General features: G+C 59.5%; 19 protein-coding genes, 1 tRNA gene and 1 rRNA gene. 3 read left to right on the forward strand and 18 right to left on the reverse strand.

Features of this window, described 5'->3' with window-relative positions:
* The 10 genes from AAAX73_RS02950 to recJ form a co-directional block, all read right to left on the reverse strand.
* Window positions 1-320: ribosomal RNA gene (locus AAAX73_RS02950) — 16S ribosomal RNA — on the reverse strand; the annotation flags it as partial.
* Between the two features lie 536 nt (window positions 321-856).
* A complete protein-coding gene (gene rplT, locus AAAX73_RS02955) occupies window positions 857-1,216 on the reverse strand; it encodes a 50S ribosomal protein L20 (RefSeq protein WP_022094123.1) in 360 nt (119 codons plus the stop codon).
* A gap of 46 nt (window positions 1,217-1,262) precedes the next feature.
* Entirely contained in the window at window positions 1,263-1,454 is a 192-nt protein-coding gene (gene rpmI, locus AAAX73_RS02960) for a 50S ribosomal protein L35 (protein WP_006234422.1), read from the reverse strand.
* Between the two features lie 32 nt (window positions 1,455-1,486).
* Entirely contained in the window at window positions 1,487-2,056 is a 570-nt protein-coding gene (gene infC / locus AAAX73_RS02965) for a translation initiation factor IF-3 (RefSeq protein WP_006234423.1), read from the reverse strand.
* A 432-nt stretch (window positions 2,057-2,488) separates the two neighbouring features.
* Window positions 2,489-2,575 (reverse strand) — tRNA-Leu (locus AAAX73_RS02970).
* 39 nt (window positions 2,576-2,614) lie between these two features.
* Window positions 2,615-4,048, reverse strand: a complete 1,434-nt coding sequence (locus AAAX73_RS02975; RefSeq protein WP_349124957.1) for a transglutaminase-like domain-containing protein — start codon at window positions 4,046-4,048, stop codon at window positions 2,615-2,617.
* 256 nt (window positions 4,049-4,304) lie between these two features.
* Window positions 4,305-5,171 carry a class II fructose-1,6-bisphosphate aldolase gene (fba, locus tag AAAX73_RS02980; protein WP_035137086.1) on the reverse strand — a complete coding sequence of 289 codons (867 nt, stop codon included), beginning with the start codon at window positions 5,169-5,171 and terminating at the stop codon, window positions 4,305-4,307.
* 195 nt (window positions 5,172-5,366) lie between these two features.
* Window positions 5,367-6,050, reverse strand: a complete 684-nt coding sequence (locus AAAX73_RS02985) for an MBL fold metallo-hydrolase (protein WP_271737568.1) — start codon at window positions 6,048-6,050, stop codon at window positions 5,367-5,369.
* Between the two features lie 86 nt (window positions 6,051-6,136).
* Window positions 6,137-8,497 carry a bifunctional (p)ppGpp synthetase/guanosine-3',5'-bis(diphosphate) 3'-pyrophosphohydrolase gene (locus AAAX73_RS02990; protein ID WP_271737569.1) on the reverse strand — a complete coding sequence of 787 codons (2,361 nt, stop codon included), beginning with the start codon at window positions 8,495-8,497 and terminating at the stop codon, window positions 6,137-6,139.
* Between the two features lie 15 nt (window positions 8,498-8,512).
* Window positions 8,513-11,800 (reverse strand): single-stranded-DNA-specific exonuclease RecJ, encoded by a 3,288-nt coding sequence (gene recJ / locus AAAX73_RS02995; RefSeq protein ID WP_349124958.1) that lies wholly within the window; start codon window positions 11,798-11,800, stop codon window positions 8,513-8,515.
* A 274-nt stretch (window positions 11,801-12,074) separates the two neighbouring features.
* Between recJ and AAAX73_RS03000 the strand changes: the two genes are divergently transcribed.
* Window positions 12,075-13,073 (forward strand): bile acid:sodium symporter family protein, encoded by a 999-nt coding sequence (locus tag AAAX73_RS03000; protein WP_271737571.1) that lies wholly within the window; start codon window positions 12,075-12,077, stop codon window positions 13,071-13,073.
* A 30-nt stretch (window positions 13,074-13,103) separates the two neighbouring features.
* Here AAAX73_RS03000 and AAAX73_RS03005 read toward each other — a convergent pair whose 3' ends face one another.
* The 7 genes from AAAX73_RS03005 to AAAX73_RS03035 all read right to left on the reverse strand — a co-directional run bounded on the left by AAAX73_RS03005 (window position 13,104) and on the right by AAAX73_RS03035 (window position 19,647).
* A complete protein-coding gene (locus tag AAAX73_RS03005; protein ID WP_055250624.1) occupies window positions 13,104-13,901 on the reverse strand; it encodes a DUF4931 domain-containing protein in 798 nt (265 codons plus the stop codon).
* Between the two features lie 3 nt (window positions 13,902-13,904).
* Window positions 13,905-14,582, reverse strand: coding sequence for a copper homeostasis protein CutC (locus AAAX73_RS03010; protein ID WP_055250627.1), 678 nt, complete (start codon window positions 14,580-14,582; stop codon window positions 13,905-13,907).
* 203 nt (window positions 14,583-14,785) lie between these two features.
* Window positions 14,786-15,487, reverse strand: a complete 702-nt coding sequence (locus AAAX73_RS03015; RefSeq protein ID WP_349125061.1) for an ABC transporter ATP-binding protein — start codon at window positions 15,485-15,487, stop codon at window positions 14,786-14,788.
* A 12-nt stretch (window positions 15,488-15,499) separates the two neighbouring features.
* Window positions 15,500-16,360 carry an ABC transporter ATP-binding protein gene (locus tag AAAX73_RS03020; RefSeq protein WP_006234439.1) on the reverse strand — a complete coding sequence of 287 codons (861 nt, stop codon included), beginning with the start codon at window positions 16,358-16,360 and terminating at the stop codon, window positions 15,500-15,502.
* Window positions 16,350-17,429, reverse strand: a complete 1,080-nt coding sequence (locus tag AAAX73_RS03025) for a branched-chain amino acid ABC transporter permease (RefSeq protein ID WP_349124959.1) — start codon at window positions 17,427-17,429, stop codon at window positions 16,350-16,352. Before AAAX73_RS03025 ends, AAAX73_RS03020 begins: the two co-directional genes overlap by 11 nt.
* A gap of 9 nt (window positions 17,430-17,438) precedes the next feature.
* Complete coding sequence (locus AAAX73_RS03030) at window positions 17,439-18,320, reverse strand: branched-chain amino acid ABC transporter permease (protein ID WP_022095035.1); 882 nt, start codon at window positions 18,318-18,320, stop codon at window positions 17,439-17,441.
* A gap of 139 nt (window positions 18,321-18,459) precedes the next feature.
* Window positions 18,460-19,647, reverse strand: coding sequence for an ABC transporter substrate-binding protein (locus tag AAAX73_RS03035; protein WP_349124960.1), 1,188 nt, complete (start codon window positions 19,645-19,647; stop codon window positions 18,460-18,462).
* A gap of 475 nt (window positions 19,648-20,122) precedes the next feature.
* Between AAAX73_RS03035 and AAAX73_RS03040 the strand changes: the two genes are divergently transcribed.
* Together AAAX73_RS03040 and AAAX73_RS03045 are read left to right on the forward strand one after the other, a co-directional pair.
* Window positions 20,123-21,466 carry a homoserine dehydrogenase gene (locus AAAX73_RS03040; protein ID WP_349124961.1) on the forward strand — a complete coding sequence of 448 codons (1,344 nt, stop codon included), beginning with the start codon at window positions 20,123-20,125 and terminating at the stop codon, window positions 21,464-21,466.
* 223 nt (window positions 21,467-21,689) lie between these two features.
* Window positions 21,690-22,439 carry an SDR family NAD(P)-dependent oxidoreductase gene (locus tag AAAX73_RS03045; protein WP_035137070.1) on the forward strand — a complete coding sequence of 250 codons (750 nt, stop codon included), beginning with the start codon at window positions 21,690-21,692 and terminating at the stop codon, window positions 22,437-22,439.
* Between the two features lie 121 nt (window positions 22,440-22,560).
* On the opposite strand, the gene AAAX73_RS03050 is transcribed toward AAAX73_RS03045, so the two are convergent.
* The gene (locus tag AAAX73_RS03050) at window positions 22,561-24,123 is read right to left on the reverse strand and encodes a cation:proton antiporter (protein WP_349124962.1); all 1,563 of its coding nucleotides are present in this window, start codon (window positions 24,121-24,123) and stop codon (window positions 22,561-22,563) included.
* Window positions 24,124-24,146 lie beyond the last annotated feature (23 nt).

Consider the following 24,146-nt stretch of genomic DNA (forward strand, 5'->3'; position numbering starts at 1 on the left):
TCTCAGTCCCAATCTGGCCGGTCGGTCTCTCAACCCGGCTACCCGTTGTCGGCACGGTGGGCCGTCACCCCGCCGTCTACCTGATGGGCCGCGGAGCCATCCCCTCCCGTCGGGGCTTTAGCCGGGGCGCCATGCGGCACCCCGGGGTATCCGGTATTACCCGTCCTTTCGGGCGGCTATCCCGGGGGAGGGGGCAGGTTCTCCACGTGTTACTCAGCCGTTCGCCACTCGCTTCCCTCCGGAGAGGGGTGCCGTTCGACTTGCATGTGTTAGGCGCGCCGCCAGCGTTCATCCTGAGCCAGGATCGAACTCTCCGTCCAAATATGTTGGGCTTCGAGCCCGTCCGGTCCTCACAACTATTAGCTGATCGGTTCCGTTCGATTCATATGGTTCTAGTATAGGAAAAGGAATTTCTCGGGGCCGCCTCTCGGCGGCCTTGCGAAAAACAAATCCAAGTTAGACCATTTCAAATGGTTCGATGTCTGCCCGGATGCGACACTCGAAAGTGCCCATCCTCGCAGTATCCGGTTCTCAAGGTGCACGCTTTGCGGCTCATCCGGTTCCACCGGGCCGCGCGGCAAGGAGATATATTGCCAGACCGCGAAGCGATGTGGGACGTCAATTCCACTCTTCACAAGTCCTACACAACATATTGCTTCCTATATAAGTAATAGAAAGGCTAGTGCAGAAGTACTGCACGTATCAGATGATGACCCTTCGGTTAAGAGATATATACAGATCGGTCACCTGTAAGTGTCTATTTACCCGCGCTTTTGCTATATAAACCAGCGCTTTAGATAAAAAGAGGGAGCGCCGCGCACGGCGCGACACTCCCCTAGCGATTCAAGAGAATCGATTAGGCCTCGAGGGCCTTCTTGGCGATGGCAGCCAGCTCGTTGAAGGACTCGATGTCCTCGTAAGCCATCTGAGCCAGGACCTTGCGGTCGAGCTCGATACCGGCAACCTTCAGGCCGTGCATGAACTGAGAATAAGAGATGTCGTTCAGGCGAGCGGCGGCGTTGATACGGGTGATCCAGAGAGAACGGATCTCACGCTTCTTGTTGCGGCGATCACGATACTGGTACTGCAGGGAGTGCTGGACCTGCTCTTTAGCATGCTTGTAAGTACGCGAAGCGGCACCGTAGTAACCCTTCGCACGGTGCATAACGGTACGGCGCTTCTTCTTGGCGGCAACAGCGCGCTTAATACGTGCCATGTTCTATCAACTCCTAGACGGTTAAACGAAAAACGGGAACGCAAACTTAGGCGAGACGCGACTTGATGACCTTGCGGTCGGCAGCGGCGATCTCGGTCTCCTGACGGAAGCCACGCTTACGCTTGGTGGACTTCTTGCTCAGGATGTGGCTCTTAAAAGCCTTGGCGCGCATAAGCTTGCCGGTACCAGTCTTGCGGAAACGCTTCTTGGTGCCGCTGTGGGACTTCATCTTAGGCATGAAATACTCCTTAATCGGTTACAGAACACTAGTTACTTGGTATCGCTTGCCGCTTTGTCCTCATCAAAGGCGCCCTTAATCGGGGCGAGCAGCATAAGCATGTTACGGCCTTCCATCTTAGGCTTGGACTCGACCGTAGCGTAAGGCTTGAGATCCTCGGCGAGACGCTCGAGAACGTTAAGACCCTGCTCCGGGTGAGCCATCTCACGGCCGCGGAACATGATGGTGATCTTAACGCGTGCGCCCTTCTTGAGGAAACGCAGAACGTGGCCCTTCTTGGTCTCGTAATCGCCAACGTCGATCTTGGGTCGGAACTTCATTTCCTTGACCTCGACCTTGGACTGGTTCTTACGAGCGGCCTTGGCCTTCATGGCCTGCTGGTACTTGAACTTACCGTAGTCCATGACCTTGCAGACCGGCGGCTCCGCGTTGGGAGCGATCTCGACCAGGTCGAGACCCTGATCGTCGGCGACGCGCTGGGCATCGCGGATGGCGAACAGACCGAGCTGAGAGCCATCGACGCCAATCAAACGGCACGAAGATGCAGTGATCTCGTCGTTGATGCGGGTGTCATCAGACTTAGCTATTTTCCCTACCTCCATTCATAAAAAAATAACCCGGCGCTTCTCAGCAACCAGGTCGTACACATAGACATCCTCGATTTGAGGAAGTGAATCTAAGTTGTATGACCAGTCAGCTACTCATTGGCGCCAAAAGGTGGGAACCCTCGGGTTCCTCTTTAGGGCATTGCGGGAACAACGCCTTGTGGATAATAACACGAGCAGCGCGTTATCACATTACGTACACGAAAAAGGGGGCCTTGACCCCCTTGAACGCTCTTTTGCATGTATGGTGCCCGAGGCGAGACTCGAAGGGCCTTCGCTTTGCGAAGCCCCGGGCTTCGGGCGCACGGCGCCCTCGCCACGCTCCGCTACAAACAGGCCACAGGCCTGTTTGCTTAACGCTCCGCGCGCTCACGCGAGTTCGGCACGAAAAAGGGGGCCTCGACCCCCTTGAACGCTCGCTTACATGTATGGTGCCCGAGGCGAGACTCGAACTCGCACGTTGTTGCCAACGGTGGATTTTGAGTCCACTGCGTCTGCCAATTCCGCCACTCGGGCACGTAATGCGTGAGTTAGTTTATCACAGCTTTCTGTTGATTAGTCCGAAAATGGAACTTCGAGCATTTCGATGAGTTCGACCATGCGGAGCATCTCGCGCTGACGACATCCGCGACCGTCGACCGAAGCCTCACCCATCTGGTTATCGTAGGGGTCCTCGCGCATGCCGTTAAAGACGGGTTCAAACCCCGCCTGGAACCGACAGTTTGCCACCATGCGCCACGGATCGAGGTTGCCAAAGTAGTGGCGGCGGCGCCATTCCTCCCCCATCCTGCGTGCCGAGGAACCAAACGATACGTCGGCGTTAAGCCAACCGGTCTGTGGCGTATAGAACTCAGCCCAATCGTGCGGACCCACCGAATCAGGCGCAACATACAGTCCACTCTGCCAACGGGCGGGCACACCGGCAATACGGCACATGGTGATAAACGTAAGCGCCATAACACCGCAATCGCCGCGGAGCGAGTGTGCACAGTCATCGGCAATAGATCCCAAAAGCAGGTACGGTGGCTGATAGCGATAGTCGATATGCTGTGTCAGATAATCATAGATAGCACGAGCGCGATCGAGCGGATCCTCGAGCCCGTCAATAACATGCTCCGTCAACTGTTGCAGGTACGGCGTAAACGCAATGTGCGGACGGTCCTCGGAAATATCTTCGGGTAACGGCGCATCCATACACGGATGCGCCGGAAGCGCACCCCCATAGATATCGCGATAAGCGGCATTGATTTGATAGCGATAGGTCACCGAGAATGAGCGATCGGTCGAGGAAACCCACGAGGCAGTACGTGCCGAGGCGCTCGCAGGAGCAATGGCGCCCTCCGGCGTCATATCAAGTATCTCGACCTGGGACTGCTGGCGGCAGGCGGCGGCAACGGGAAGCCACGCGCGAACGGTCTCCCCCTCCAAAGCACCGGGGACAGACACGCATGCCTTAAGCGTGATGGTGCGAGACAGCCCGCCTTGCGACTCCATCTCCTCGAGCATCTGGTTGCGCAGCGCAATTCCATCCGTAGAATCGGGACGCAAACCCGGAACCTCCTTGGGATACACACGCAAAGAATCAAGGAAGTTGTCGAGAACAAACAGCTCGCCATCGATATAGCGCCAGTCAATACGCTTACGATTAATCAGGTCATCAAACTGCTCTTCGGTAAACTCAGGCCATTCCTCGCGAATCATCGCAATAGCCTGATCGCGCGACACCGAAAAATGAAGCGGCGTCTCGATCATGCGATACCGCTCGGCGCGAACGCAAGCCACCAGCGAAGGCTCAGGATTCTGCCCCAAAAGGCGATCACAAGCCGCAACAGCCTGCGACAAATATCCGGCATCCTTGAGTCGAAGAATCTCGGGCGGCAGTCCAATATCGAGATGACGAAAGTCATCACAGCAAACATCAACAGAGCAACCAACAGGACCCTCGTCAATAACCTTCCCATCCGAAGGCAGCACATTAATAACAGCCATACCAAACTCCAAGTCTATTAGAACTCTTGAAGCCCATTGTAGCGAGATAAAAAAGAAAGCCCCAACAAAGGAGCCATCAACACCGCTGAACGGTAGTCAAATAAAAAAATTAGCCCAGTAACCCTGTAGCGAGTTAACAAAGGAGGCCCCGTTTCCCCGGAGCTGATTCCGTCGCGCGACTTCTGGCGAAGCCAGGTGAGCGCGAGGGAAACAGCGTAGGGGAAACGGGGCCTCCGGCGGGAAGTTAAACCGCTACTTACGCCTTGTTGACGGAGCCAAACTCCTCCATGAGCTCCTTGGTGCGAGCAACGATGTTGTCGCGACCAGGCTTGAGGAGCTTGCGGGGGTCAAAGCCCTTGCCCTGCTGATCCTTGCCGGCCTCGATGTACTCGCGGACGCCCTTGGCGAAGACGAGCTGCAGGTCGGTGTTGACGTTGATCTTGGAGATGCCCAGGGAAATGGCCTTCTTGATCTGATCCTCGGGGATGCCGGTGCCACCGTGCAGAACGAGGGGCAGGTCACCGGTCTGGGCCTTGATCTCGCCCAGGCGCTCGAAGGAAAGGCCAGCCCAGTCGGCAGGGTACACGCCGTGGATGTTGCCGATGCCGCAGGCGAGGAAGTCGACGCCCAGGTCAGCGATCTGCTTGCACTCAGCAGGATCAGCGAGCTCGCCGCTGGAGGTCACGCCGTCCTCGGTGCCGCCGATGCCGCCGACCTCGGCCTCGATGGACATGCCCTTGGAGTGGGCAAGCTCAACGAGCTCCTTGGTGCGGTCGAGGTTAAGCTGGAAGGTCTCCTCGTGAGAGCCGTCATACATGATGGACGTGAAGCCGGCCTCGATGCACTTGAAGCAGTCCTCGTAAGAACCGTGATCGAGGTGAAGGGCGACGGGAACGGTAACGCCCGTGGCCTCGACGGCAGCCTTGACCATGTCGGCGCAGACCTTGAAACCGCCCATCCACTTAGCGGCACCAGCGGTGCACTGAAGGATCAGCGGAGACTTGGCCTCCTCGGCGGCCTGGAGAATAGCCAGGGTCCACTCGAGGTTGTTGGTGTTGAAGGCACCGAGACCGTACTTGCCGGCCTCGGCCTTCTTGAGCATGTCTGCTGCGTTGACGAGCATAAAAGAAACCTCCTGTAAGGTTGCTCCGATAACGTCTGTGATTTTACCACGGCGTATCCGAGCATAAACGTTCGTTTGTTCACGAATATCGTCCAAACAGACTTTTTTTGACCGTTTGCCCTACGGAATCGACCCGTTGGGGAAAAATAGCTTGACGTTTGGACGCTTCTCGTGCTTCAGAAGCTGGCTACAAAGCTACATCTGCATGAAAGGGTTCCGCATAAGCTCGCGTGCCACAGTGGTCGAATCGCCATGGCCGGTTAGGCAAACGGTATCGGGCGGGAGAAGCCGGGCGAGCTTGGAGAGCGAGCGCAGAATCGCCGCCTCGTCTCCTCCAGAAAGATCGGTGCGGCCGTGGCTGCCCGGGAATAGCGTGTCGCCCACAAAGGCAATGTTCCCCTGCTCGGTGGCAGCAAACAAGACAATGCCACCCGGCGTATGCCCGGGCACCTCGATAACCTGCAGGCAAATGTCGCCTAGCTCAATGGTATCGCCCTCGGCAAGCAGCCGCGTCGGCTCGCCCGGATCGGGCGTCTCGATGCCCCACATCGCTCGCTGCTCCTCTATATTCGCATGCGGCACAGTCGCATCCTTAACACACAGCTCGTACAAGGCGTCAGCGCCAACGGCGGCCCGAACTCCGGCTACACCGCCAACATGGTCGGCATGACCGTGCGTGCAGACGGAACCGAGCACATGCACGCCAGGGTGTTCGGCTCGGATGTGCGCAACGAGGTTTTCGCCTTCCCAAGCGGGATCGATAATCAAGCATTCGCCACTCGAAATAACGGCGTAACTGTTGGTCTGGATGGGCCCGTTTACAAGCACCTCAATCGAAGCCGTACCCCGAAGGGTTAAGTCCAAAGCCGCAGCGTCCATGTGTGCGCCCTCCTTCTATAAACGTCGAGGCATCAAACGATGCCCCGAACGTAACCAATATCATTACTGTCGCGCGCTCGTCACGCCTATACGCGGCGCTTAAGCTGAGCCCCACCCTCGCCAGGCATCAGACGGCGCGCATCATAGACCGAGTCGACGCTGCTGATGGATGCCAGTAGCGGATCCAAACCGCTCGCATCCGAAATCTCAACCATAAAGCGCAGAGTCGCAATACCCTCGCGGTTGGTCGAGGTGGCGGCGGACAGGATGTTGCCGCCTGCATCGCCAATGGCGATGGTGACGTCCTTGAGCAGGCCCATACGATCCAGGCACTCGACCACAATCTCGACCTGGAAAAGCGTATCGGCAGCACCATCCCACTCCACGTCAATCATGCGCTCGGGGTGCTCCATAAGGCCCTTGACGTTGGGACAGTTGGCGCGATGCACCGAGACGCCTCGGCCGCGCGTGATGAAGCCGACGATATCGTCGCCCGTCACCGGATTGCAGCAATGCGCCAGACGGACCAGCAGACCGCTGTTGCTCTCGCCCTTGACGATAATGCCGTTACTTGCGCTCTTGCCACGCTTTTGCGGCTTGCGGTTGGAGCCACGGGCAGGCTGCTTGACGACCTCGGCAATGGCTTCGGTCTTGGTGAGCTGCTCCTCGGGCTTGGGATCCAAGATTTGCTCGACCTTGTTGCCCACGGCACGTGGGGCGACTTTGCCCGCGCCAACGGCTGCGAACAGGTCCTCGAGCTGCTTGTAGTTAAACTGCTCCGCCACGGCATTAAGCGCACGCGTGGATCGCGGCGTAGAGATGCCATACCCGCGCTTGCGCAGGTCCTTAGCCAGTATATCGCGGCCGGCAGCAGCGTCATCGTCTTTGGTCGCGGCGGCGAAGTAACGGCGAATCTTTGACTTGGCCGAAGGCGTCTTGACGATCTTGAGCCAATCGCGCGACGGCTTAGAGCTCTTGTTAGTCAGAATCTCGACACGGTCACCCGTCTTGATCTCGTGCGTAAGCGGCGCCACCGCACCGTTGATCTTGGCGCCGACGCAGTGGTTGCCAACCTCGGTATGAACGGCGTAGGCAAAGTCGAGCGGTGTAGAGCCGGCACGAAGCGCCATGACCTCGCCCTTGGGCGTAAAGACAAAAATCTCCTGGTCAAACAAGTCGACCTTCAGCGAGTGCAGGTACTCCTTGGCATCGGTGATCTCGTCAGACGCCGCCCAGTCGAGTGAGTGCTTGAGCCAGTTAATCTGATCGTCCAGACGTTGCGCATCGCTGGTCTTGGAGGCAGACGATCCGCCCGACTTCTTGTACAGCCAGTGGGCGGCGATGCCGTACTCTGCCTGCTCGTGCATCTCGTAGGTTCGAATCTGAATCTCGAGCGGACGGGCCGTGGGGCCGATAACCGTCGTATGGAGCGACTGGTAGTTATTAACCTTGGGCATGGCGATATAGTCTTTAAAACGACCGGGCATGGGATGCCACAAGGTATGCACGGCACCAAGCGTGGAATAGCAATCGCGCACCGAATGAGTGATGACGCGCAGCGCCACCAGGTCGTAAATCTCGGAGAACTCCTTGCCCTTGCGCTTCATCTTTTGATAGATGGACCAATAGTGCTTGGAACGACCGTTGATCTGAAAGCCCTCAAGACCAATGCGATTGAGCTCATCGGTGAGCGTCTTGATGGTCTCGGCCAGATAACGCTCGCGAACCTCGCGCGACTCGGCTACCATGCGCGCGATGCGCTGGTAGGCATCGGGCTCCAAGTAGAAGAAGGACAGGTCCTCGAGCTCCCACTTGATAGAGCTCATGCCCAGGCGGTCGGCCAGAGGCGCGTATACGTCCATGGTCTCGCGCGCCTTAAACAGACGGCGGTCCTCGCGCAGGGCGGCAAGCGTGCGCATGTTATGCAGGCGGTCGGCGAGTTTGACGATGATGACGCGGATGTCCTTGGACATGGCGAGGAACATCTTGCGCAGCGTGAGGGCCTGCTTCTCGTCCATGCTGTCGACTTCGATGTTGGTGAGCTTAGTCACGCCGTCGACGAGCTCGGCCACGGTTTCGCCAAACAGACCCGAAACATCGGTAAGCGAGGTCTCGGTGTCCTCGACGGTATCGTGCAGCAACGCGGCGCACACCACATCGCAGTCCATCTTGAGGTCGGCCAGAATGATAGCTACCTCGACGGGATGGTTAATGTACATCTCACCCGAGCGCCGCTTTTGGTTACAGTGCTTCTCGGCGGCAAAGCAGTAGGCCTGCTCCACCTTGGAGAAGTCGTCCTCATTCATATATTTGAGGCACAGACGCTCCAGCTTGTCGTAGCTGTCCGCCATAATCTCGGGCGGCAGCTCATCGGCATGCTTATAGTGCTCCATCTCCGAAAAAGGCTGGAGGGTGGAATCATGGGCGGTACGGGCTGCGGCATCCATCGAGGTCCCCTTCCCCTAGGCCCGCGGTACGATCGGGCGGTTAACTTTGGCTAGCATATCAGAAGCGCACGAATCGAGAGCCCAACTCCGGAAAGCCGAGAACTCCATGCGCGAGCGCAAGCCCTCCAAATAGCGAATTGACCTGCTCAGTTGCACGCGGCCGGGGTTTTCAGTCATCGCGATGCGACGGGTGTCATCAAACCCCGAAACGCGACAGAAACCAAGCTCTTCGAAGATTCCCAGGCCGCTTTCCACCGAGCGCTCGTCGACCGGCGTGCGAGCATCGATGGCAAGACACATCTGCGCGATGTCGATATCGCTCGCGCTAAAGGAATCGTCCCCGGTCTTGCCGCGGTTGGAGCGCCACATGGTCTGCAGCGCGCGATAGAGCGTTACGAGCTCGTCGCGCTCGGGCGCATAGCAGTCGAGTAGGCGCTCGTTAATACGGGCGTCGCGCGACGAATAGAGCAGATGGATCACGGCGGGCTGGCCATCTCGACCGGCACGGCCACTCATCTGGTTAAACTCAATCGCACCAAACGGCATGTGGTAGAGCACGACATGGCGGATATCGGGTAGGTTGACGCCCTCACCGAAGGCCGAGGTTGAAACGATGCAGCTGAGGCTTCCATCTCTAAAGGCTTCCTCGACGCGCCGGCGATCGGAGCGCGCAAGCCCGGCGTTATAGAACGCGATATGGGTCGCACAGTCGGGCACGCGTTTGCGCAACGTCTTGGCAAGCGCCACGGACTGGTCGCGGGAGTTCACGTAGATAACGGTCTTCTCCCCCGTCGCCACGATCGACACCAGGCGATTTTCGCGGCTCGCAAGGTCACGGTCGTCCTCGAGTTGTAGGTTCTCGCGAACGGTCTCGTCGACCACCGTCCTGGTAATCGGCAATACGCGAGCAAGCTCTGCCACGACTGGGGCCGTCGCGGTAGCCGTTGCCGCCATGACAACGGGGTCGCCCAGAGCTTTGAGAATATCGGGCATGTCGAGGTATGCGCTCCGGTCGCCGCCTTTGGCAAGACCGGCATGGTGCGCCTCATCGATAACGACAAAGCCAATACGTCCAGAACGCGCAAAGCGATCGCGATGGATAGACAGGAACTCCGGCGTCGTGAGAACGATGCCGGTGCGGCCCGAAGCCAGGCCGGCAAACACGTCATCGCGCGCCGCCTCCACGGTCTCGCCGGTCAGCACGCCAACGCCAATGCCGAGCGCGGCCATCGTCGAGGAAAGGTGATAGGCCTGGTCGGCAACGAGTGCGCGCAGCGGATAGACAAAGATGCTCGCACGCCCGCGAAGGACCGCCTCGCGTGCGGCATGTACATGAAAAATCAGAGACTTGCCGCGGCCCGTTCCCATAACGGCCAAAACGCTCTGGTGGTCGGCCAGGGCGTCAAGCGCCTCGACCTGCGCGCGGTGCGGCTGGTTCGATCCGATAAAGCTGTGAATGAGCGAGCGCGTGAGCTCGGTATAAGAAAGCTGAGCGAGCGTCTCGCGTTTACGCGACTCCAGGCGCAAATCGGAGTCCGCCGGCTGCACGCCACGGCGAAGCTCACATGCCGGATCGTCAATGCGGGGCGCCGTGGTATCGCGGACCAAGACATCCTTGATCATGAGCTTTGGCTTTACGCGACCTTGCCAATGCTCGGCCACGGCCTCGAACACCAAATCGACGGCGCTATCGCAATTGATGAGCTTATCGATCTGCGGCACGCGGAACATAATGGCCGGCACACTCGCGGCGCCATCGGTCGCCACGAAGCGCATGTGCTCGCCAGTTTTGCCCACCACGGCGCGATCGCACATTGTCACGCCCTCGGCCGCCAACAGCGGCACCTTGTTGCCCTGGCCAAACGGCTCAAGACGGGAGATCTGCTCGATGGTCTCGATATTCAATTCGGAAAGGTCGACCGTGGCGGCAACCTCGTCGGTGTCCTCAAAGTCCTCGGCGGGAAGCTCGGACAACACGGCGGAAAGACGTCGACGAAACTCATCGAGCTTAGACGCCTCGATGGTCACGCCCACCGCGCCGGCATGCCCACCGCGGCGAATCAGCAGGTCGGAGCAGCGCTCGACGGCTTCGAACAGGTTGACCTTACCCACCGAGCGGCCCGAGCCACGTGCTATACCGTCCTCGATAGAGAAGAGCAACGCCGGCACGTGATATCGGTTGGTGAGGCGGCTCGCCACGATGCCCTTAACGCCCTCGTGCCAGCCTTCGCCGCCCACGACAATCGCGCGCCCGCCATCATAGGTCTCCTCGACCTTTGCCATGGCATCGCGCGTGAGCTCCGCCTCAATCTCGCGACGCTGACGGTTGATCTCCTCGAGCTCGGCCGCCAGCGCGCTTGCCTCGATAGGATCGCGGGCAAGCAGCAGGTCGAGCGCCAGCTTGGGGTCGGCCATGCGGCCGGCGGCGTTTAAGCGGGGAATGAGCGAAAACGACAGGCCGTCGGCCGTAATGGTAGAAAGGTCGGCCTTGGCAAGTGCGGCAAGCGCGATATAGCCGGGACGGGCCGTCACGCGCATCTGCTGGATGCCCTCGGCGACCAGCGCGCGATTCTCGGGCGTGAGCGGCATCATGTCGGACACGGTACCCAGCGCCGCGACCTCTATCAGCGAACGCCAATACGACGGCTTGCCCAAACGCTCACCCAGGACCTGCACCAGCTTGAGCGCCACGCCGGCGCCGGCAAGTTCACGCGAAGGACCCTCATCCTCGAGCTTAGGGTCGGTCAGGGGCACGCCCTGCGGCACCTGGTCGGACGGCTCATGGTGGTCCGTAACCACCAAATCGATCCCCAGGCTCTCCAGATAGGAAACCTCTTCTTTGGCGGCAATGCCGTTATCGACGGTCACGATCAGCTGGGGACGAGCGAGCTCGTTAACGCGGTCGAGCGCCGCGCGCGAAAGACCGTAGCCCTCGTCAAAGCGATGCGGGATGAACGGTGTGACATTGGCGCCAAACGTTCGCAGCGCCTCGGTCAACAGGCAGGTCGACGTAATACCGTCAACGTCAAAATCGCCGAAGACCGCAATGTGCTCGTGGTTGCGAATAGCACGCTCGACGCGGTCGGCAACGACCGACATGCCCGGGATAATGAGTGGGTCGGCCCAGTCGCGATCGAGCGAAGGCGTCAAAAATAGCTGTCCTTCCTCAATCGAGGCAATACCGTGCGCAACCATAATACGCGCCACCAGCCCGGGTATGCCCAGACCAGCCGAAAGCTCCTTTTCGAGCTCGGGATTTTGCTGAGCGACCGCCCAGCGATGTGTCGTCTTAAGCGATGACATAGGCGCCCACCCCCGATAGGGGCAGGTCGCCGCGATACCTCTCACGGTTCATAGCGATGAGTCCTCTGTGTATGCCCGCTTCGGCAGGCAGATCTGTTGAACGGATTTATTATACCGTGCGGCACGGACGCAGAGCCTCGCGGCACGCCCTGGTTTCGGTAAACGAGGCCGGTAATACCCTCGAAATAATCGAGCGTTTCTGACGCACGGACTCATGCGAGCGTCTAGCATATCCATTCAAACGAGTTCGCGGATAAAGGGAGTCACGGGGCATATGAAGCAATGGGTTGGACTGGGAAAGTTCCTCGCGGGGCACATGCAGGTCATCGTTCCGATTTGCGTAACGCTCGGCGTGCTCTTTCCCCAGCAGATCGGCGTACTCAAGCCCATCGTTCCCGCCCTCTTCGCCTTTATGACGTTCCAAGGTGCGCTCAGCAACACCTTCCACCAGGTCGCTGAGGTGTTCCGCCGTCCCCTGCACCTGATTTTGGCGCTGCTCGTCTCGGCGGTGCTTATTCCCATAGCAGCCTATGCCATGGGATCGCTGTTCTTTGGCTCCAATCCCAACCTTGTCTGCGGCATCGTGCTCGAGTACAGCGTACCCGTGGCGGTCACTGCCTTTATGTGGATTAGCATGTTCGGCGGCAACGGCCCGCTCGCGCTCACCATCATCCTGACGTCCTCGGTTATCTCGCCTGTGACGATTCCGCTCACGCTGAAGCTCTTGCTGGGTGCCACCGTCTCGATCGATGTGCTGAGCATGATGCAGGACATGGCCTTTATGATCGCCATCCCCGCCGTGCTCGGCATCGTGATCAACGAGGTCACACGTGGATGGGGACACGAGAAGCTCTCCCCCGCGCTCTCGCCCGCCTGCAAGTTCATGATGATGGGCGTTATCGCCTCCAACTCCACCGCCATGAGCGAGTACGTCCTGCACATGAACGCGATACGTCTGGAAGTCGCCCTCTTTATTTTGACCTTCGCCATCAGCGGCTTTGTCGTCGGTTTTCTGGTCGCCCGTGCGCTGCATCTGCCATATAGCGAGACGACTACCATGTGCTTTACCTGCGGCATGCGTAATATCTCTTCGGGCGCCGTCATCGCCACACAGTACTTTCCAGGCGAAGTCGTGTTTCCCGTCATGTGCGGAACGCTGTTTCAGCAGATACTCGCCTCGTTTATCGGGCATCTCTTTGAGCGTCTGACCGGCGAGGAGCGCGCCGCTCAGCGCAAGCGTGTCGAGGCCGGCCGCGACGCCATGGCGCGCTAGACTGTCCGCATTACACGGGTGTTAATCTTGCTATACGAGCGTTTCCAGATGCGCACGCAAGCGCTCAGCATCGATATCGAGCGTTGTCTCGGCATTGACCTGGGCCAAACGATAACCGACAAAGTAGGGCGAAACCACCCAACGCGGCAGCGCCTTGGCAATGGTCCGACCGCCCAGGTGATAGAAGAACAAGTTGTACGACTCTGCGCGACCACCGTGGTGCTCGTTCAGGATATAGCGCAGAGCCACCTGAATCGCATCGGCGAAGAGATCTGCCTCGGCTTGGTCTCTTGTGTCATCGCTGGCGGCAATTCCCTGCGGGGCTGAAACGTTGACCTCAAAGAACCCCATGATCGGTTCGGTTGAGATGTTGGCCGCGATTCTCCCCTGTTGCCAGACATTGATGCCTTCGAAATTGGCGGAAGTCAACGAAGCATAGCCGTCTTCCTGCTCCAAACCCACAATCTGCATGTGCGGATGAACGAGACTACCGCCCGAGAGAGGACCCTTGTTCTTGTACATGAGCACGCTTCGATACTGCCGTGAATCGATCATCTGCTGCCAGCAATCCAGGGCAAACCTCATCACATGGTGGAGTTCATCTGGCTCATAGGTCACCAGGTCGGCATCGTGATCGGCTGACTCGATCAGCACGGTTTGACGGGTGGCGCGCAGGGTTTTGAACTTATTCTCGAGCCAGATGCAGTCGCCGTCGCGCCGGATGATATTGGCGAGTCCCTCGGTATCGCAAAAGGGGCACGCGGTGCCAGGGCGCCGGTTGTCGTCGGGCTTGCCGCTCGCCTGCTGAACGTCAAATACCAGCGCCACGGGTTACGCCTCCAGCGGCACGATCTTGGTACCATGGAGCTCGGAGACGCCCAATGCCGCCGCCACGGTATCGCGGTTGGCCGTGGAAATGCCGCCGCCGGGAAGGATGGTCAGGCGGTCGCCCGCATACTCGACAAGACGCGATAGGTGCTCCAGATTGTCCTCGATCGGCGTTCCGGCAGCACCACCATGCGTCAGGATACGCGTGATGCCGCAGTCGGCGAGTGTGTCGACGGCATCGAGCTGAGCCTCGGGCGAGAGCTGGTCAAACGCCATGTGGAAGGTGATGTCAAGGGACTCGCGCTTGCACTCCTCGGTCGCGCAGCCCGCGGCCATCACGAGGGCGCCCAACGTAAGCTCGTCGAGCGCCCAGCCGCCGGCACAAGGCTTGCAGCAGCCAAAGACCAAGCCATCGGCGCCGGCGCTCACGGCAAGACCCAAGTCCATCTCCATCATGCGCAGCTCGTCCTGGTTGTAGTGAAAGTCACCGCCACGCGGGCGAATCATGCACATCACTCGTGCGTCATGCTCGTGAGCATAGCTGACCGTAGCGCTGATAACACCAGCCGAGGGCGTAGTGCCACCGACGGCAAGGTTGTCGCACAGCTCGATGCGCTTTGCACCGGCATCGATAGCCGCCGGCACCCGCTCAAAGTTCTCGGCACAAAACTCGTACAGCATAGATAGACCCCCAGATGGCAAACGTTTTCCGATGGGCATTGTCGCACTTTAAATACCAACCCGCACAATGATCCCTTGGGGACGGAGGAAAACGGATCGCCCAGTGAGTCGATTTGACCCGGCGATCCGTTTTCCTCCGTCCCCAAGGGATCATTTAAAAAGGGGCGCCGACCGGGATAGTCAGCGCCCCTTCGTTGAATGAATTAACCACCAAGATATGCTTTGCGGACGTTGTCGTCATGGAGCAGCTCTTGGCCGGTGCCGGTCATGGTGATCTTGCCGGTCTCGAGCACGTAGCCGCGTGTGGCGATGGAAAGAGCCATCTGTGCGTTTTGCTCGACCAGGAGCACCGTGGTGCCGGCCTTGTGCAGGTCCTCGACAATTTGGAAGATCTGTTCGATCAGAATCGGCGCCAGACCCATGGAGGGTTCGTCGAGCATGAGCAGCTTAGGGTTACTCATAAGGGCGCGGCCCATAACGAGCATCTGCTGCTCGCCGCCCGAAAGGGTACCGGTGACCTGGCGACGACGCTCCTTCAGGCGCGGGAACTGCTCGTAGACGCGCTCGAGGCCCGGAGCCACCGTTGACTTGGGCTGCGTATAGGCGCCCATCTCCAGGTTCTCCTCGACCGTCATCTGCAAAAAGGCACGACGACCCTCGGGCACCTGAGCCAGGCCCTTACCAACCAGCTTGTCGGCGGGCGTATGGGTAATGTCCTCGCCCATAAACTTGATGGAGCCGGTCTTAGAGCGCAGCAGGCCCGAGACGGTCTTGAGCGTCGTGGACTTGCCGGCACCGTTGGCGCCAATCAGGGCCACGATCTCACCCTCGTTGACGTTAAAGGAGATGTCCTTAATGGCGTGGATGGCGCCGTACCAGACGTTGATGTTGTAGACGGAAAGCATCGGCTCTGCCATTTAGTTCTCCCCCTTATCCTGCTTGCCCAGATATGCCTCGATAACAGCGTCGTTGTTCTGGATCTCCTCGGCCGTACCCTTGGCGATGACCTTACCAAAGTTGAGCACGCAGATGCCCTCGCAGATGTTCATAACGAGCGACATATCATGCTCGATAAGCATGATGGCGATGCCGAAGGTGTCGCGAATCTTGACGATGTTCGCCATGAGCTCCGCGGTCTCGGACGGGTTCATGCCGGCGGCAGGCTCGTCGAGCAGCAGTAGCTTGGGGTTGGTGGCAAGCGCGCGGACGATTTCCAGACGACGCTGAGCGCCGTAAGGAAGCGAGCCGGCCTGTTCATTTGCCAGGTGCTCCATGTCAAAAATGGACAGCAGCTCCATGGCGCGCTCGTGGGCGGCCTTCTCGTGCTTCCAATACGTAGGCAGGCGCAGCACGCCCTCAAAACCGGAGTAGCGCTCCTGGTTGTGCAGGCCGACCTTGACGTTGTCCTCCACCGTCATGGTGTTGAACAGACGGATGTTCTGGAACGTACGGGCAATACCCATGCGGTTGACCTGGTAGACCGACTTGCCCGAAGTGTCCTCACCGTCGAGCAGGATGGTGCCGTGCGTAGGCTGGTACACCTTGGTGAGCAGGTTGAAGACCGTGGTCTTGCCAGCGCCGTTGGGACCGATGAGACCGGCGATCTCGGTCTTGCCGATAGTCAGGCTAAAGTCGTCGACTGCCTTAAGACCACCGAACTCAATGCCCAGGTGGATGCACTCGAGCGCCGGGCGCTGACCCAGGTCGCGGTCGGGAACGATGGCGCCAGAAGGATACGGGACCATCTTGCCCTTGTTGAACTCAAACTTACTGGGCATCGGCTGCCACCTCCTTCTTGGAAGCAAGGCGGTCCTTAATGCGTGCGAAGAACGCCTTGAGCTGCGGGTTGTTGGTAAAGATCATGACCAGGATCAGCACGATGGCGTAGATGAGCATGCGGTAGTCCGAGAACTGACGGAGCAGCTCGGGAAGCACCGTGAGCAACGCCGCGGCGATGACGGAGCCGCGCATATTGCCCAGACCACCTAGGACCACGAACACCAGGATGAGGATGGACGTGTTGAAGTCGAACTTGGTGGCGGAGAGCTGCGAGAAGTTACCGCCGAAGAGAGCTCCGGCAGCACCGGCGAGGGCAGCGGAAACCACGAAGGCGATCATGCGGTACTCGGTGACGGAGATGCCTACGGACTCGGCTGCAATCTTGTTATCGCGCACGGCCATAATGGCACGGCCGGTACGGCTGCGAACCAGGTTGAGTACAATCACGAGCGCGACCATAACCAGGATGGCACCGGCGAGGAAGGTCGAGTACGTCGACACGCCCGAGGCACCCTGGGCGCCCTTGATGATGGCGGTGCCGTCCTCGAGCAGGTGCAGGTCGTCGATCGTAGAGTTGCCCGTGATGTTAAAGATCACGTGCAGGCCGCGGGAGTCGACACCCACAATGAGGCAGGTGACGATCTCTTTGATGATCTCGCCAAAGGCCAGCGTCACGATAGCCAGGTAATCGCCGCTCAGACGAAGGACCGGGATGCCAATCAAGAAGCCCAGAATGGCGGCAGCGATGGCGCCGACCACGATACTGATGATAAGGCGCACCGGATCGGAGGGAACGGCGCTCTCCAGCGCGACGGCGGTGACGATGCCCGTATAGGCGCCGACGCTCATAAAGCCCGCGTGGCCCAGCGACAAGTCGCCCGCGATACCGACGACGAGGTTGAGGGAAATGGCCATGACGATATAGGCCGTAATGGGGACCAGCTGACCGGCGATCATGCGCGGAATCATGTGGTTAGACTGCATAAAGAACACGATGGCGAACGCCACAAGGCACATGGCGTACGTGACAAAGTCGTGACGCGTCTGCTTGTCTTTAAGAAACTTCATAACGCTCACCTACACCTTCTCGGGGACGTACTTGCCCAAGAGGCCGGCAGGCTTGACGAGCAGGACGATGATCAAAACACCAAAGACGATGGAGTTGGCAAGGCTCGTGGAAATGTAGGCCTGCGCCATCGCCTCGATGATGCCGATGAGAATACCGCCGACAAAGGCGCCGGGGATGGAGCCGATGCCGCCGAAAACGGCAGCGTCGAAGGCCTTGATGCCAGGCATGGCACCCGTCGTGGGCTGCAGCACCGGCGAGTAGGAGCACAGCAGCACGCCGGCGATGGCGGCAAGGGCAGAGCCGATGGCAAACGTCATCGAGATGGTGCGGTTGACGTTGATGCCCATGAGCTGAGCGGCGGCCTTGTCCTCGGACACGGCGCGCATGGCTTTGCCCATCTTGGTCTTACCTGTAAAGAACATCAGGCCGGCCATGATAACCAGGCAGGCGACGATGGTGACGAGCGAGACGGCGCTTACGTTGAACTTGGCCAAGAACTCCGGCACCTGGAAGGTGACGAGCGAAGTGAAGTTCTTGGGCGTGGCGCCCCACAGAAGCTGCGCGGCGTTCTGCAGGAAGTAAGACACGCCGATAGCCGTGATCAGAACGGCCAGCGGGCCTGCTTGGCGCAGCGGCTTATAGGCCAGACCCTCAATGAGAACACCGAGAACCGTGCAGGCCACACAAGAGAGAACTACAGATGCCCAGCCCGGGAGGCCGAGATACGACGTGGCGCAGAACGAGACATAGGCACCGACCATGATGACGTCGCCGTGAGCGAAGTTGAGCATCTTGGCGATACCGTAGACCATGGTGTAGCCCAACGCGATGATGGCGTAGACGCTGCCCATGGACAGGCCGTTGACCAGGTATTGGATAAAGACCGTCATGTTCCACATCCCCCTTTCGAATAGGTTTCCAGTTGATGTATGAAACAGGGACGTTACATCGTCCCTAGATACCAAGCAAGCAGGGAAGGCCAAAACCTCCCCTGCTTGGGATCAAAACCGCTCTATGTAAGGCGGCCTATTAGGCCTGTACGTACTTGCCGTCGGTGATGACGTACGCCGTGGGCTCCTTCTGGACCTGACCCTTATCGTTCCAGGTGAGCTTACCGGTCAGACCGTCAACGGTAATCTTGAGCATAGCCTTCGACAGTTTCTCGGCGGCCTCGGTCGGATCGGCGTCGACACCAAGACCGGCCTCCTTGACGGCCTCGGCCACCGCGTGCACGCCGTCGTAGGCGTCGGCGGCAAACTGGTCGGGGGTATCGCCGTACTTATCCTTGTAAGCGTTAACGAAGTCGGCGTTCTTCTCGTCGTCGGCGGAGAACGGGGTCATGAGTAGCAGACCCTCGGCAAGAGAGGTGTCGAAACCCTCAACGCCCAGGATGCCGTCCATGCCATCGCAGCCCATCATCTTGACGTCGTAGCCCATGTCCTTGGCGTTCTTGAGCAGGACGGACGCCGGCGTGTAGTAGATCGGCGCAAAGATCATGGTGGCGCCGGCCTGCTTGGCCTTGGTCAGCTGGTTGGTAAAGCTCGTGGCGGAGTCGTCCTTAAAGGTCTCCTCGTCGACAATCTCGAGCTTGGACTCAGCGGCCTGGGCCTTAAAGGAATCTGCGATGCCCGAAGAATAGGCGTCGCCGGAGTTATAGAACAGCACGAACTTCTCGTCCGCATATTTCTCTGCCAGGAACTTGGCAGCGTTGACACCCTGGTTGGGGTCGGTGAAGCAAACCTGGAAGACGCAATCCTTGCCGTCGGTGACGTCCTCGGAGGACGCGGACGGGGTGATCATGAACGTCTTGGGGTCGTTACCGCACTCTGCGGCAACGGCAACCGACGCACCCGTGGTGGTCGGACCGACGAGGGCCTGCATGCCCCAGTCGAGCAGGGTGTTGAAGGCGTTGACGGCCTTCTCGCCGTCGGCCTGGTCATCCTCGGCCTTGCTGGCAAGCGGCAGCTCCTTGGTCGAGAAATCCTTGCAGCCAAGCTCGACACCCTGGGTAACGGACTTGCCGTAGGACGCGTTGGCGCCGGTCAGCGGGCCGATGGTGCCAATCTTAAACGAAGCGTCGCCCGACGCGGAACCGCTGTCGCCGCCGTTGGAGGAGCAGCCAGCTAGAATGGACATCGCCCCCAGACCTGCTGCGCTCGCGATAACGCTCCTGCGATTCATAACAGGGTTCAATGACTTACCGGTGAGGCTCGACATGCGGCTCTCCTCTCAAATCTCGTCGGGTTTCGGGTACCCGACAGGCCATCCTTCGCCGTGTTCGGCGTTCGCAAAATAGTAGACGCTTTAGTTGAGAAAAGTGGCGATTATTTCAACTTTTCTTTTGCTTTGTCCATTTATCCATAATTATGCGTATTTCTATCGGTTTATACAGTTTAGCCACTTTATTGTGTGAAAGTAATATTTCCATTCTGTTACAAGCGCCCCTGCCCTGATTAAAACAGCCTCACCGGTCGCGTTTTGTACGCACCTAGGCGGCGATGTACTTGCCGTCCTGAATCACATAGGCTGTAGGTCGTATGTAGTGAGCATGTTTCCAATGTTTCCGCAGCGTTTCGGGGGTGCCGTTTTGTGCGACTCCTGTTGCCTGGCGAGCACGCGCCCTCGGTTCACGCTAGAATGCACTCAACCTTTAAGCGGTAATCCATCCATAAGATGCACGAAGGAGCTATCTATGAGCGAACCCCTGCGCACCGTGAACGTCGGTCTGATCGGTCTGGGAACCGTCGGAGGCGGCGTGGCCCGTCTGATCAAGAGCCACCACGATGAGTACCTGGCAGCCTACGGCATCGACCTTAAGCTGACCCGCGCCTGCGCGCTTGCCTGGGAGCAGGCCGAAGCAGCCGGTATTGAGCGCGAGGCCTTTACAAGTGACTGGCACGACGTCGTCACCGACCCCGCCGTCGACATCGTCGTCGAGCTGATCGGCGGCGAGCATCCCGCAACCGAGATCTTCACCACTGCCTTCGAGAACGGCAAGCATGTCGTCTCCGCCAACAAGGCTCTGCTGGGCCGTCACGTCGAGACGCTCGCCGAGAAGGCGCGCGCGTGCGGCGTGCAGATTAAGTGCGAGGCCAGCTGCGGCGGCGGCATCCCCATCGTGAGCACGCTCGAGCACGACCTGGTGGGCAACAAGATCCTGACCATCGCCGGCATTCTCAACGGTACCACCAACTATATCCTGTCGCGCATGGACGCCGAAGGCGCCGATTACGCCGACGCACTTGCCGACGCGCAGGCCAAGGGCTATGCCGAGACCGACCCGTCCGCCGACGTCGACGGCTTCGACGCCGCCAGCAAGACGGCAATCCTCGCCTCCATCGGCTTTGGCACCCGCGTGACCACCGACGATGTGTACCAGCAGGGCATCCGTACCATCGGCGCCGAGGACATCGCCCAGGCCCGCGAGCTCGGCTACACCATTAAGCTGCTGGGCATCGCCCGCAACACCGACGCCGGCGTCGACGTCCGCGTGCATCCCACGCTGATCCCCGCCGACCACATGCTTGCCAAGGTCAACGGTGCCATGAACGCTGTCTACGTGGTAGGCGACGCCGTGGGCGAGACCATGTTCTACGGTGCCGGCGCAGGCTCCTTCCCCACCGCGAGCGCCGTCGTGGGCGATATCCTGTCGCTCTCCGAGCAGATTAGCCGGGGCGTGGCTCCGCTGCCCGAGATTGAGCCCTATGGTCACAACCTCGCCTTTAAGCCCATGGACGAGCTCCAGACCAAGTACTATGTGCGCCTGAAGGTCGCCGACCGCGTGGGCGCCCTGTCCGAGACGGTCGACATCTTTGCCAAGCACAACATTTCGATCTCGCTCATCAACCAAGTCGAGGACGGCAAGTCGGGTGTCAGCGATGCCTGCTCGGTCATCTTCCTGACGCACCGCGCACTCGAGAAGGACGTCCAGGCTGCCGCCGCGGAGCTTGCCAGCGTCGACTGCGTGGCCGAGGTCGCCAACGTCCTGCGCATCGAGGACGTCGGGGCCTGGACCGAAGGCGTCATGGCCAACTAGTTCGGTTTACACCCCACAACGCATTTGCTCGAAGGGCTCCCGTCTGGTCTTGGACGGGAGCCCTTTTATTTGCACGCTCGGGGCGCATTGACGCGATCCGCGTTTGAACAATTTGACCGTTCGGTGTCAACCAGGGATACCGCTCACCGATAAGCAGACATGTTTGCTTTTGTCCGCCGCTATCCTGTGCTGCGTACGTCCACCCCCGAAGAATGGAGGCACCATGTTGCTCGAGGGCAAGAAAGCAATCGTCACCGGAGGCACGCGCGGTATCGGCTATGCCATCGCCTGCCGTTTTATCGAGGAGGGTGCCGCCGTCACCGTCTTTGGCTCGCGCCAGGAGACTGCCGATGCAGCCGTTGAGAAGCTGACAGCCGTCTATCCCGACGCCAAGGTCTGGGGTCGCTCCTGCGACCTCACCTCACTCGAAGCCGTGACCGAGGCCTTTACCCAGGCTGCAGCCGATATGGGCGGTCTCGATACGGTCGTCAACAACGCCGGAATCTCCCAGCGCTCACCCCTTTTGGACTATACAGCCGAGGAGTTCGCCAAAGTTATGGACCTCAACGTCGTCGCCGTCTTTAACGGTCACCAGGCTGCCGCCAAGATCATGACCGAGGCCGGCCACGGCGGCACCATCACTACCACAAGCTCGATGGTCGCCAAGTACGGCCAGCCCTCTGGCGTCGGCTACCCCACGTCTAAGTTTGCCGTCAACGGCATGGTCCAGTCGCTCTCGCGCGAGCTCGCCCCCATGGGCATTCGCGTCAACGCCGTTGCCCCAGGCGTAACCAAGACCGATATGGTCGCCAACCTGCCCGAAGAGGTCATCAAGCCCATCATCGCCACTATTCCGCTCGGTCGCATGGGCGAGCCCGAGGACGTTGCCAACGCCTTCGTTTTCCTTGCGAGCGACATGTCCTCCTATGTCACGGGCGCCATCCTCCCCGTCGACGGGGCAGCCCGCTCCTAAAGGTCGAAAGTTTCGGCTTCGAACCTCAACAGAGTTCAACGCAAAAGGCGCGCTGCCCGCATCAACCGCAGGCAGCGCGCCTTCTATTATTTGGACGGAACCCGTATCCCGACATTCCTTGCTACTTGCCGTCGTCGTCCTCGGCTTCTTCTCTTGCATAGAGCTCCAGCATGCGGCGGCGGTATTCGCGCACGGCGAGCTTGGCGCGCTCCAGGCGGCGACGCTCGCGCGGAGTCAGCTTGGACGGGTCGATCTCGTCGCCATAGGTCTTCTCGGCCAGCAAATGAGCGGCGTCCACGATACGGGCATCGATGTGCCCGTTTGCCGCCTCGGTCGAGAGGCGGTCGGCAATGGAATCAAGGGTAGGTATGCCGTCGAGCGAACGCCCATGGCCATGCGAGGTCAAAAGCTCATGCTCGCGTGCGAGCAGGCTCGCCAAATCGTGATGGGCGCGCAGGATGTCAAGTGCATCGGATGGATGCTCGGCAACCTCTGCCACGGCAGCGACCGGCGCGGCATCGACCACGCGGTAGAAGAGCTGCGCGAGCAGCGGCATCAAAAACACCGTGATGGCACCGGCGGCCACCATAACCGAGGCGACATTTTGCGAAAGAGCGCCTGCGTTGACGGCCACGCTCGTCACAGCAACGATGATCGGCAGCGCCGTAGTGCAGTACAGGGCCACGGTAATGCGGCCATGCGCCGAAACATCGCGCGTCGCGGGACAAATGCTCATAGAGACAAGGATCGGCACCGCGCGAATGATCAGCAGCGCCACGATAAAGCCCACGAGCAGCGCGGGGCGCGACACCACGGCCGTCAGATCGATCTTTGCGCCCGACACGGTAAAGAACACCGGGATTAAAAAGCCATAGGCCAGGCCATCGAGCTTAAGCTCGAGCGTATGATTACCCTCGGGGATGATATAGCGCAGGACAAAACCGGCGGCAAAAGCGCCCAACACGATATCGAGGCTAAAAATGGCGGAAAACGCCACGAGCGTGACCAAAATAAGCACCGTCAGGCGCACGAACGTCTGCGATGTGGTATCGGCGCGCTCCTGAATAAAGGCGAAAAAACGACTGCCGATGCGTTTGGAGCGGCCGGGGACCACGGCAAGCAGCACGCACACGGCGGCAAATAAGCCCAAGATCAGCAGCGTCTCGATACCCGTACGGGCAGACAGCAGTACCGACATGGCGAGCACGGGGCCGAGCTCGCCCCACGTACCATAGGCGAGAATCGAATCACCGACGCGCGTTCCGGCAAGCAATCGCTCGCGCAAGATGGGCATGAGCGCTCCAAGCGCCGTCGAGGTCAAGGCGAGCGTCACGGCGATACCATCGAAATGGCTGACCGAGAACCACGGGGTAAAGCGCACGGCAAGCCAGGCGATGCCAAACGTGACGACCCACGTCGCCATACCGTAGCGCCCCTCGACGCCCGTGATGTTCTTGGGATCGATCTCAAAGCCGGCAAGCAGGAACAAAAAGGCCAGACCGAGCTCGGACACAAGCGAGACCTCGGCATCTACATGGATGACGCCGAGCATATGAGGTCCCAGCACCGCGCCGAACACGAGCAAAAAGACCGTTTCGGGAACGGGTTTTCCAGGAATCGCCGAGGCGATGAAGGGGCTTGCAAAGGCCACGAGTGCGATGATGGCGAGCGAAACAAATGCCATGTGATGCCTTTCTCTTGTTTGCG

The sequence above is a fragment of the Collinsella sp. CLA-ER-H9 genome (assembly GCF_040092295.1).
Lineage (GTDB): Bacteria > Actinomycetota > Coriobacteriia > Coriobacteriales > Coriobacteriaceae > Collinsella.